The organism is Streptomyces sp. AV19 (genome assembly GCF_015999245.1).
Taxonomy (GTDB): Bacteria; Actinomycetota; Actinomycetes; order Streptomycetales; family Streptomycetaceae; genus Streptomyces.
This window is the reverse complement of record NZ_JAEAMR010000009.1, coordinates 393,840-403,991: the sequence shown is the minus strand read 5'-3', so window position 1 is coordinate 403,991 and position 10,152 is coordinate 393,840. Positions and strand designations below refer to the sequence as shown.

At 72.0% G+C, this 10,152-nt stretch carries 8 protein-coding genes; 1 reads left to right on the top strand and 7 read right to left on the bottom strand.

Annotation, left to right across the window (positions count from 1 at the left end; translation table 11 throughout):
• Nucleotides 1-146: 146 nt before the first annotated feature.
• The 7 genes from I5Q34_RS18340 to I5Q34_RS18310 form a co-directional block, all read right to left on the bottom strand.
• A complete protein-coding gene (locus I5Q34_RS18340) occupies nucleotides 147-1,043 on the bottom strand; it encodes a hydroxyacid dehydrogenase (protein WP_199893409.1) in 897 nt (298 codons plus the stop codon).
• A gap of 98 nt (nucleotides 1,044-1,141) precedes the next feature.
• A complete protein-coding gene (locus I5Q34_RS18335) occupies nucleotides 1,142-2,521 on the bottom strand; it encodes a type VI secretion protein (RefSeq protein WP_199893408.1) in 1,380 nt (459 codons plus the stop codon).
• Nucleotides 2,518-3,927: an ATP-binding protein gene (locus I5Q34_RS18330; RefSeq protein WP_199893365.1), complete on the bottom strand. Its 1,410-nt coding sequence runs from the start codon at nucleotides 3,925-3,927 to the stop codon at nucleotides 2,518-2,520. The genes I5Q34_RS18335 and I5Q34_RS18330 overlap by 4 nt, the downstream gene beginning before the upstream one ends.
• A gap of 57 nt (nucleotides 3,928-3,984) precedes the next feature.
• Nucleotides 3,985-5,538, bottom strand: coding sequence for an SCO6880 family protein (locus I5Q34_RS18325; protein WP_199893407.1), 1,554 nt, complete (start codon nucleotides 5,536-5,538; stop codon nucleotides 3,985-3,987).
• A gap of 2 nt (nucleotides 5,539-5,540) precedes the next feature.
• Entirely contained in the window at nucleotides 5,541-6,920 is a 1,380-nt protein-coding gene (locus I5Q34_RS18320; RefSeq protein ID WP_199893364.1) for a hypothetical protein, read from the bottom strand.
• Complete coding sequence (locus I5Q34_RS18315) at nucleotides 6,910-7,770, bottom strand: hypothetical protein (protein WP_199893363.1); 861 nt, start codon at nucleotides 7,768-7,770, stop codon at nucleotides 6,910-6,912. The genes I5Q34_RS18320 and I5Q34_RS18315 overlap by 11 nt, the downstream gene beginning before the upstream one ends.
• A gap of 235 nt (nucleotides 7,771-8,005) precedes the next feature.
• Complete coding sequence (locus tag I5Q34_RS18310) at nucleotides 8,006-8,314, bottom strand: hypothetical protein (protein ID WP_004955155.1); 309 nt, start codon at nucleotides 8,312-8,314, stop codon at nucleotides 8,006-8,008.
• A gap of 456 nt (nucleotides 8,315-8,770) precedes the next feature.
• On the opposite strand from I5Q34_RS18310, the gene I5Q34_RS18305 reads away from it, so the two are divergent.
• Nucleotides 8,771-10,135 carry a serine/threonine-protein kinase gene (locus tag I5Q34_RS18305; protein ID WP_234429132.1) on the top strand — a complete coding sequence of 455 codons (1,365 nt, stop codon included), beginning with the start codon at nucleotides 8,771-8,773 and terminating at the stop codon, nucleotides 10,133-10,135.
• The last annotated feature ends 17 nt before the right edge of the window (nucleotides 10,136-10,152 follow it).

Here is a 10,152-nt window from a genome sequence, read left to right as displayed (position 1 = left end):
GGTACTGCATGGGGGACCGTGTGGGAGAGTAGGACGCCGCCGAACTAAATTTGATGAATAGCCTCGGGCTTGAGTTGAGAAATCAACTCGGGCCCGAGGCTTTTCTGCGTTGTGTTTCAGGAATCTGCGTTGTGTTCAGGAAGGGGTCACGCCAGCCTGGCCAGCTCCTCCTTCCGTACTTCTCCCGACAACGGCTCCCCGCGCACCAGTCGCCCGATCTCCTCCACCGCGAATTCCCCCAGCCGTCGGGCCTCGCTGCCCTGTGCTCCGGCGATGTGCGGCGTGACGAAGACGTTCGGGAGCGAGAGCAACGGGTGCCCGGGCGGCAGCGGTTCGGGCTCGGTCACGTCGAGGAACGCGTCCAGCCGGCCCGAGGCGCACTCCCGTACCAGGGCGTCAGTGTCGACGAGCGAACCCCGGGCCGTATTGACGACCGTCCCGCCGGCCGGGATCAGGGCCAGCCGCTCGGCGTTCAGCAGATGCCGGGTCTCCGGCAGTTGGGGCGCGTGGAGCGTGACGACGGAGCTCGTCGCGCACAGGGTGTGGATATCGGCGGGCTCGGCCCCGATGCGTACCGCTTCGGAGGCGGGGACGTACGGGTCGTGGAGCAGTACCCGGTAGACGCTTTCGGCGGCCTGCAGGCGGGCCATCACTCGCCGTCCGATGCGTGACGCGCCCACCACCCCCACGACCGTCCCGTCCGTGCCCCGCCGTCGGGAGAAGGCCGGCCAGCCCGACTTTCCGGCGCTCAGCGCCTTCTTGGCGGCCAGCAGGATCACCGCCGCGGTGAAATCGGCCACGGGCCCGGCGTTGGCGTCCGCGGCCGAGGAGACGAGGATTCCCCGTTCCCAGACGGCCGGGGTCACCAAGCCCTTCACCGAGCCGGCCGCGTGCACCACTGCGCGGAGCCGTGGGGCCCGGTCGAGTACGGGCTCGTCCAGGCGCAGGGTGTGCCCCCAGCCGGTGAGCAGGATGTCGGCCTGGGCCAGGGAGTCCGTCGCATCGGCGAACTGCCCCAGGCGGGCGTGGAGTCCGGGAGGCATGACCGCCGGCGCGGCCTCGGGGCCGATGTCCAGCAACACACGGGGTTTGTCCGCCACATCCGGAAGCTGCCCGGTCGGGTGCGGGGGAAACGGTGGCCTCAGCGGGACAGCTCGCTGCGCGGCCACCTCGACCGCGCCTGTTCCTCCGAGCGCATCAACGCCAGTGTCGGGAGGCCCAGTTCGGAGCCGGTCTCCAGCAGGTCCGGCAGGGCCGGCAACGGGGCGACCGCGGCGACGTCGTCCAGCACCAGGGTCAGTGGTGGGTCGAGCCGACCGGAAGGTGACCGTTCGGCCACGCCCCGGCCGCGCTCGACCACGTTCGCGGCGAGTGCGGTGAGCAGCGGCATCGCACCCGGGCGGGTGCGGGGATCCTCAATCGCCTCACCCACCACGTACAGCGTTCCCCCTTCGGCCACGAATGATTCCAACGCGAGCGCATCGGCCCGGTTTGGGCTGCATGCGTCGCGAATGTGGACCGAGGAGAGGCAGTTGAGGGCCCGTGAGGTCAACTCGCGTGCCATGTCGCGGCGTTCCGGATGGGCCGTCAGGGCGGACTCCAGCTCGCCTGCCGCGCCGCCTGCCGCCTTGGCGCTCGTCCGCAGGATCCGTACGGCCTCGTGCGCGGAGCCGCCCTGCGCCCAGCGGTGCACCTGCCGGAACGGGCGGCCGTCCACCGCCGCCGCGTGCAGCCAGCAGCGCAGCAGCGTCTCGGCGGTCTCGGCCGTGAGGGAGTCGAGGCTGCTTGGCGGGCGGACGGGGGCGAGGAGCGCGGCCGCCCGGGCGGCCGCGGTGTCCCGGGACTCGCAGCCCGCGGCCGGGTTCCAGCGGAGGCGGTCCGGGGTGTCGAGGAGGTGCCCCGGGTCGAAGACCCGTACCGGGCCGAGCTTGGCGCGCGCGTCCTTCGTCTCGGCCCACAGCTCGGGGTCGCTGGTGACGACGAGGACGGGCCCGGCGGCGTCCAGGACGGCCCGGGCGGCGTGGGCGCGGCGTTCGGGCCCGTAGACGACGTGCTTCGGGGAAGGGGGAGGCGCGGGTGGGGCGATCGGTTCGGGGGCGGCGACGGCGATGGTGTTCTCGACCGGCGGTGCGGGTGCGGGAACCGGCGTCGGCGTCGGTGTCGGCCGCGTCCGGCCCCGCCGCCACCTCCCCACCGTCCCGATCAGGAACACCGCCAGCACCGTCGTCACCAGCGCCTCGCTGATCGTCACGCCCCAGAACAGCCCGTATCCCGACAGCTGTTCCGCGGGCGTGTCCGGCCAGGCGGCCGCCAGGTCGCGCGGGTCGGACATCAGGTGGCGCATGGCCTGCGGGGTGCGCATCAGGCTGACGCCGTCGGGCCAGTGGCCGTTGGCGAAGAGGCCGGACAGCCCGGTGGCCGTCCAGGCCAGCAGCGTCACGCCGAGCAGGAACGCGATGGCGCTGACGAGCAGCCCGTCCGGGACGCCCCCGGCGGTGCGCCGGTCCTGCTCCACGGTCAGGCCACCGTGGAGCGCGAGGGCGGCCCGTACGCGCCGTCCGGATACTGTTCCATCGCCGCTGCGGCGCGCTCCGCTACCGCCGCTTCCAGCTCGCGGTCGGTGGCGCCGTCCTCGGTCATGGCGCGGTCGGTGTAGACCAGTGGCCGCTCCGCGTCCGTGATCAGGTGCTTGACGACCTGGACGTTGCCGTTGACGTCCCAGACGGCGATGCCGGGCGTGAGCGTGGGGATGATCTCGACGGCCCAGCGCGGCAGGCCGAGCACCCGGCCGGTGGCCCGGGCCTCGTCCGCCTTCTGGGCGTAAATGGTGCGCGTGGAGGCCATCTTGAGGATGGCGGCCGCCTCCTTGGCCGCCGCGCCGTCCACGACGTCGGAGAGGTGGTGCACCACGGCGACGAACGAAAGGCCCAGCCGTCGGCCGAACTTGAGGAGGCGCTGGAAGAGCTGGGCCACAAACGGGGAGTTGATGATGTGCCAGGCTTCCTCGACGAGGAAGATGCGTTTCTTGCGGTCGGGGCGGATCCAGGTGTGTTCGAGCCAGACGCCGACGATCGCCATGAGGATGGGCATGGCGATGGAGTTGCGGTCGATGTGCGAGAGGTCGAAGACGATGAGCGGGGCGTCGAGGTCGATGCCGGCGGTCGTCGGGCCGTCGAACATGCCGCGCAGGTCGCCGTCGACGAGCCGGTCCAGGACCAGCGCCACGTCCAGGCCCCAGGCCCGTACGTCGTCTATGTCGACGTTCATGGATTCCGCCGACTCGGCCTCGGGGTGGCGCAGTTGCTCGACGATGTCGGTGAGGACCGGCTGGCGTTCGCAGACGGTCTCGATCACATTGGCGTGCGCGACCTTGAGCGCGAAGCCGGACCGTTCGTCCAGGCCCCGCCCCATCGCCACCTCGATGATCGTGCGCAGGAGGGCGAGCTGGCCGGTCGTGGTGATCGAGGGGTCGAGCGGGTTGAGGCGGATGCCGCCGTCGAGGGCGGCCATGGGGTCCAGCCGGATGGGGGTTATGCCCAGCTGCTGGGCGATGAGGTTCCACTCGCCGACGCCGTCCTCGCCCTGCGCGTCCAGGACGACCACCTGCCGGTCGCGGAACCGCAGCTGGCGCAGGACGTACGTCTTCTCCAGCGCGGACTTGCCGTTGCCCGACTCGCCGAGCACCAGCCAGTGGGGCGCGGGCAGTTGCTGCCCGTAGAGCTGGAAGGGGTCGTAGATGTAGCCCTTGCCGGAGTACACCTCCCGCCCGATGATCACGCCGGAGTCCCCGAGGCCGGGCGCGGCCGTGGGGAGGTAGACGGCCTGGGCCTGCCCGGTGGACGTGCGGACGGGCAGCCGCGTCGTCTCCACCTTCCCGAAGAGGAAGCTGGTGAAGGCGTTGGTGAGGGAGGTGAGCGGATCGAGCACGGCAGTCGCCCCTAACAGGCCCTAGGTCTCGCGTCGTCTGACGTCATCTGGCGTCGTCTAGCGTCGGATGCCGGTCGCGAACGGCAGAGTGTTGACGAAGGCCCGGTGGTGCTCGCGGTCGCACCACTCCAGCTTGAGGTAGCTCTTGCCGGCCGACGCTCTTATGGTCCGCTTGTCGCGGGCCAGTTCCTCCGGGGAGCGGGACGAGACGGTGATGTAGCCGACGAGGTTGACGCCCGCCGCGCCGCTGGCCAGGTCCTCGCCGCGCTGGTCGACGCGCGAGTGGTGGGCGACGTCGCGCGGGTCCACGACGCGGTTCATCTTGGCGGCGCGGGAGGCGTCGGCGTCGTCGTTGGTCTTCTCCGTCAGCATCCGCTCGATGGCGACATCGGTGGGCTCCAGGTCCATGCAGACCGCGACGGTGCGGATCACGTCCGGGGTGTGGACGAGCAGCGGGGCCAGGAAGTTGACGCCCACCGGCGTCATCGGCCACTCCTTGATCCACGCGGTGGAGTGGCACCAGGGCTCGCGGGTGGTCGACTCACGGGTCTTGGCCTGGAGGTACGTCGGCTGCACGGCGTCCAGCTCGGCGGGCCAGGCGTTGCGTTCGGTCATGGCCTGGATGTGGTCGATGGGGTGGTCCGGGTCGTACATCGAGTGCACCAGGGACGAGAGCCGGCTCTGGCCGAGCGGCTGGCGGACCCGGATGTCGGCCTCGGCGAGGCGCGCGCAGATGTCGGTGAGCTCGCGGGCCATCACGACGGCCAGACCGCCGTCGCGGTCCAGCTTGCGGCGGGCGCCGCCGTGCCGGGAGGCGCGGGCGATGGCCTGTGCCTCGGCGGCCAGTTCGCGGGTGTAGTGCATGCACGCGACGAGGTAGGCGCGGTGCTGCTCGGAGGAGGTGGAGACCATCGACTGGAGCTGGTCGTAGGAGTCCTTGAGCCACTGCGGGGACTTGTCGTCCCCGCGCCGCTCGACGTCCTTGGCGTGCGCGTCGGGGTCGGCGGGCAGCGTACGGGCCAGCATCTGCAGGCGGGTGACGTAGCCGTCGCCGTTGGCCACGTGCTTGAGCAGCGTGCCGAACCGCTCGACGAGGGCCTCCTGGTCCTCGGAGTCGCGCAGGCCGACGCCGGGGCCCTCGATCTCGATCGCGGCGGTGACGGTGCGCCGGTCCGCGTGCAGCAGGACGGCGATCTCGTCCGGACCGAAGGGCGCCGAGAGCCAGTTGATGCGGCCGATGCCCGGCGGCGGGCCGATCTCGACCTCGCGGCCGTCGACGCGGGTGCCGGCCTCGACGGCGGAGGAGCGGTAGGCCGGGGAGCGCCGCACGATGCGCTTGTGGCTGCGGTTGATCTCGAACCACTTGTAGAACGTGCGCTGTTTGTACGGCACGTACACGGCGGCGAGCGCGAGGGCGGGGAAACCGGTGAGGGTGAGGATCCGCAGCGGGAGCACCGGCACCAGCAGGCCGCACATCATGCCGAGGAACGCGCCCGCGATGATCAGGCCGATCTCGCCGGTCTCCCGGTTCTTGCCGATGACCGCGTTGGGACGGGCGCGGCCGATCAGATACGTACGGCGGGCCGCGATCGGCTGGGACTGGGCCTCGATCGTCAACTCCGCTCACCTCCAGAGGGTTTTCCGTTGTTCTGTGCGCGGTTCTGTCCGCCGGGGGCCGGGGAGGCGGAGGGCGCGCTTCCGGCTCCTGTGGCGCCGGAGGTTCCGGTGGGTGAGCGACGGGCGCTGTGGGCGGCGACGCCGCCGGAGAGCGGGTTCGCGGGGCGGGCGGCCTGGCCGGCCTGGGCGCCGCCGCGGGCGCTGTGGGTGTTGATGCCCTGCTTGACCAGCGTGGCGGGAGAGGAGATCACGGCGGCGGCCTGGCGGGACGCGGCGTCCTTGCTGGCGTTGCGGCTGCTGATGATCTCGTCGCCGAAGCCGGGGACGAAGCGGTAGATCATCGCGCTGGCGAAGATGGCCAGGATGATGATGGCGAGGCCGGAGACGACGGCGGACATCGCGTTGGGGCCCTGCCCGGAGGAGAGCGCTCCGGCGAGCGACAGCACGATCACGATGATCGGCTTGACGAGGATCACCGCGATCATGATCCCGGCCCAGCGGCGGACGTGGCCCCACATGTTCTTGTCGACGAGCCCCGAGTAGACGGCCGTGCCGAGCAGGGCGCCGACGTAGAGCAGGGCGGCCCGGATCACCAGCTCCAGCCAGAGGACGCCGGCGGCGAGGACGGAGACCAGCGAGACGACGATCAGCATGATCGGTCCGCCGCCGATGCCCTCGCCCTTCTTGAGGGCCTCGGCGAACCCGCCGAAGAACTGCTCGTTGTTCTCACCGGTGCCGGCGGCGATCACGTCGGTGACGGCGTCCGTGGCCTGGACGACGGTGTAGAGGATCAGCGGGGTGAACGCGGAGGCGAGCACGGTCAGCCAGAGGAACCCGACGGCCTCGGTGATCGCCTCCGTGACCGGCACCCCGCGCACGGCCCGCTTGGCGACGGCCAGCAGCCACAGGACGAGGGTGAGGATGGTGGAGGCGGCGAAGACGACGGCGTACTGCCGGAGGAAGGTGCCGTTGGTGAAGTCGACGTTGCTGGTGTTGCGGACGGCGTCCGAGAGCTTGGTGATGATCCAGGTGGCCGCTTCGGCGCATCCCTTGGCGAGGGCGGCGGCGGGGTCGAGGGCGGCGGTGGGGTCGGGTGGGGTTTTGGAGGTGGAGTGGCCGGGGGATTGGCAGTATTCGTGGGCCGGGCCGCGGATGAGGTCGCAGGGGTCGCTGCCGCCCGTCGACGGCGTCCCGCTGGGTGTCGGTGTCGGGCTCCCGCTGGGCGTCGGCGTGCCGGACCGTCCGGGCGTCGGTGTCGGCGTCGGTGTGGGGGTCGGCGCGGCGGCGACGCGCGTCGCGAGCAGCACCGCGCTCGTCTGGACGGCCGTCAGGGCGGCCGTGAGGGACAGAACGCGACGGCGCTGGCTAGCGGGCATAGGTGAACCCTCCGAACCCTTCTACGGCATCCGACATCTCCTTGGCCGAGGAGGCGGTCTGGTCGCGTCCGACGGGTGCGGGCCCGTCCTTCTGCGTGAAGTTGGTGACTTTCCAGTCGTTGTTGACCCACTTGGCTTCGAACGTGCCGGTGTACCAGCTTTCGGTGACCGGGGTCTTCGAGCCTTCGCCGGCCACCCCGAACAGCGCCGAGTACCAGACCGCGACGGTGGCCGCGTCGCCCTGGTACTTGATGATCCTGGCGCCGAGCGGGTTGGCGCGGGAGACGAACGTCATCCCCCTCGGGGGATTGCCGCCGGAATCGAGGCCGATCCGCTTCAGGAACTCCTCGTCCGAGTAGACCTTGTCGAGGGCGCCCCGACGGGCGGTGACGGCCTCGGGCGCGTAGACGGCATCGACGATCCGGCGGCGGCCGTCCGCCTTGAACATGTCGGAAGACGACAGCGCCACCGCGAAGTTCGCCGCCGCCGACTGCGCCCCCTGCTCCGTGTGGGCGAACCCGGAGGCGACCCCTCCGCTCTTCCCCTCCACCGGCCTCACGCCCGACGGCGCCGTCGCCCCGCCGGCCCCCTGGCTCGCGCTCTTCTCCCCGTCGCCCGACGAGGAGTCACCTCCGCCCCGGTTGGCGAACGCGATCGCCGCGATCAGCAACACCACCACCGCGACGACGGTGATGAGGTTCCGGCTCGGCCGGACGCCGCCGCGCCGCGTCGGCGCGTAAGGGTCGGAAACCTCCCCCTCCGGCAGCCGCGTACGCGTCATGTGGCGGTCGTCGGCCTCGTAACCGCCGGAGCCCTGACCGCTTCCGTAGCCGTCGTCACCGAGACTCATCGCGTGCCTGCTCCCTCATGCGTCGTCGCGGGCCTGCCGCCATGAGACGACGGTAGCGGTGCGCGCGGTTTCCCGGGGGAGTGCGTGAGGGAGTGAGGGGGCATCAGGAGGCAGCCTCGGGTGGGGGGGCTCGGGCGGACCGGTGCGTCGCGAGCCGGGTGCGGGGACGGGGGATGCGGCGGGGAGCGGACGACGGGTGCCGCCGGGCCGGGGCGGAGGGCCCGGCGGCACCCGCTCAGACCGCCATGCCGTAGACGATGGTGAAGAGTGTCCCCAGCGAACCGATGATGAACACCCCGGTCAGTCCGGCGACGATGAGCCCCTTGCCCTGCTCGGCGCTGAACGTGTCCCGCAGCGCCGTCGCGCCGATCCGCTGCTTCGCCGCGCCCCAGATCGCGATGGCGAGGCAGAGCAGGATCGATACGGCCATGATGACCTCGATCATCACGCGGGCCTCCCGGCCCAGGCTGCCGAACGGCCCCCAGTTCGGGGCGATTCCACCGATAATGGTGTTGATGTCGCCTTTCCCGGCTGCCAAGAACATGCGTAACTCACCGCCCCTTGGGGTTAGTTGCAACGCCTCTGCCGCACGACAAAGGCCGGTACCCATCTTCGCTGACGCGGCCGCCCTTGTATGTCGACTTGGCGGCATTTCTTGACGAGACCTGCATGTGCCGATGGCACTCCCGGCCTGACCGCCCCCTGCGACGGAACGGGCCGGTGTCAGTGGGTGGTCCTATGGTGACTCTGTGTATCACGCAAGCCCAGGGCGGGCAATGGGCGTGACGACCGGGGGGTGCACAGATGTTCAGGGAATCGCGCATGGGGTCGGTAGGCTGTGGGGGCCGTCTCCGCACGCGCCGCGGACCACGGCCGCCGGGCTGGTTCATCGCGTTCATCGCACTCATCGCCTGGGTCGTCGGGTGCGTCGAGTTCAGGGGTGGTAGGGGTGCTGGTTGCCGAACGCTACCGGTTGGGGGAGCTGCTCGGCCGCGGCGGAATGGGCGAAGTCTGGCTGGGCCAGGACGAGGTGCTCGGCCGTCAGGTGGCCGTGAAGCTGCTCCTCGGCGACGACGGCGAGGACGCCGCGGCCCAGCGCTTCCGGCTGGAGGCCCAGACCGCCGCCCGCCTGAATCACCCTCAAGTGGTCGCCGTCTACGACTTCGGCTCCTGGGAGGGCCGCTTCTACCTGGTCATGGAGCTGGTGGACGGGCCGAGCCTGGCCCAGCAGCTCGCCGCCCGCGGCCCGCTCTCCCCGGCGGGCGTCGCCGACATCGCCGCCCAGTCGGCCGCGGGCCTGGCGGCGGCCCACCGCCAGGGGGTGGTCCACCGCGACATCAAGCCGGGCAACCTGATGCTGGACCGCAGCGGCACGGTGAAGATCGGCGACTTCGGCATCGCCCGCTTCGTCGACGAGACCTCGGCCGGGCTCACCCGCGCCGGCCAGATCGTCGGCACGAGCACCTATCTGGCGCCGGAGCGCGCGCTGGGGCGCGTGGCGGGCCCGGCGTCGGACGTCTACGCGCTGGGGTGCGTGCTCTACCACTTGTTGGTCGGGCAGCCGCCGTTCTGGGCCGACAGCCCCACTTCGCTCCTCTACCTCCACGTCGACACGCCCCCCGTGCCGCCCCGGCAGCACCGGGCCGACGTGCCGTACGCGCTGGACGCGTACCTGCTGCGGATGCTCGCCAAGGAGCCGGAGGCGCGGCCGACCGCGCAGGAGGTGGCGGACTGGTTCGCGAGCCCTGCCTGGCGGGACGGGGCTTCGGCGGGCGCGGGTGCGATGCCGGCTTCCGCCCCGGCCGGGGCGGCGGGTGCGATGCCGCAGGCTGCCGGCCCGCTGGGGGCCGCTCCGCCCGCGATGCCTCCTGCCGTGCCGCCCGCCGCGGCTCCGCCGGCGTACCCGGCCGGATCGCCGCCCCGGTCGGGAGCGATGCCTCCGATACCCTCAGGGCCCCCGGCCGGGCCCGGGGCCCTGGTGCACCAGGAGAGCGTGACGACGTACGCGCTCCCCGGCTCGCCCGCCACGCGCAGCTCCGCCGCGCTGTCCGACCGGCGCCGCGGCCAGGGCGGCGGCCGGGGCAAGGGGTCTGCCCGCCGCGGCCGGTCGCCCAAGACGTTGGCCGGAGCGGTCGCCGGGGCGGTGGCCTTCGCGGTGGCGGCGGTGATCGGCGCTTCGGTGTTCACTTCGGACGGGGACGACGACGGGGGCGGGCGCCGCGAGGACCGCCAGTCGGAGGAGCTGAACGAGGTCGCGCCCCGGGAGGGCGGCGGCGGTACGGGCGGCGTGGGGCACGGAACCCCCACGGCCGGCCCGAAGCACGGGCAGGGCGGGCCCGGCGGCCACGGCAGCGGCAACGGGTGACGCGCCTGCGGCCGGTG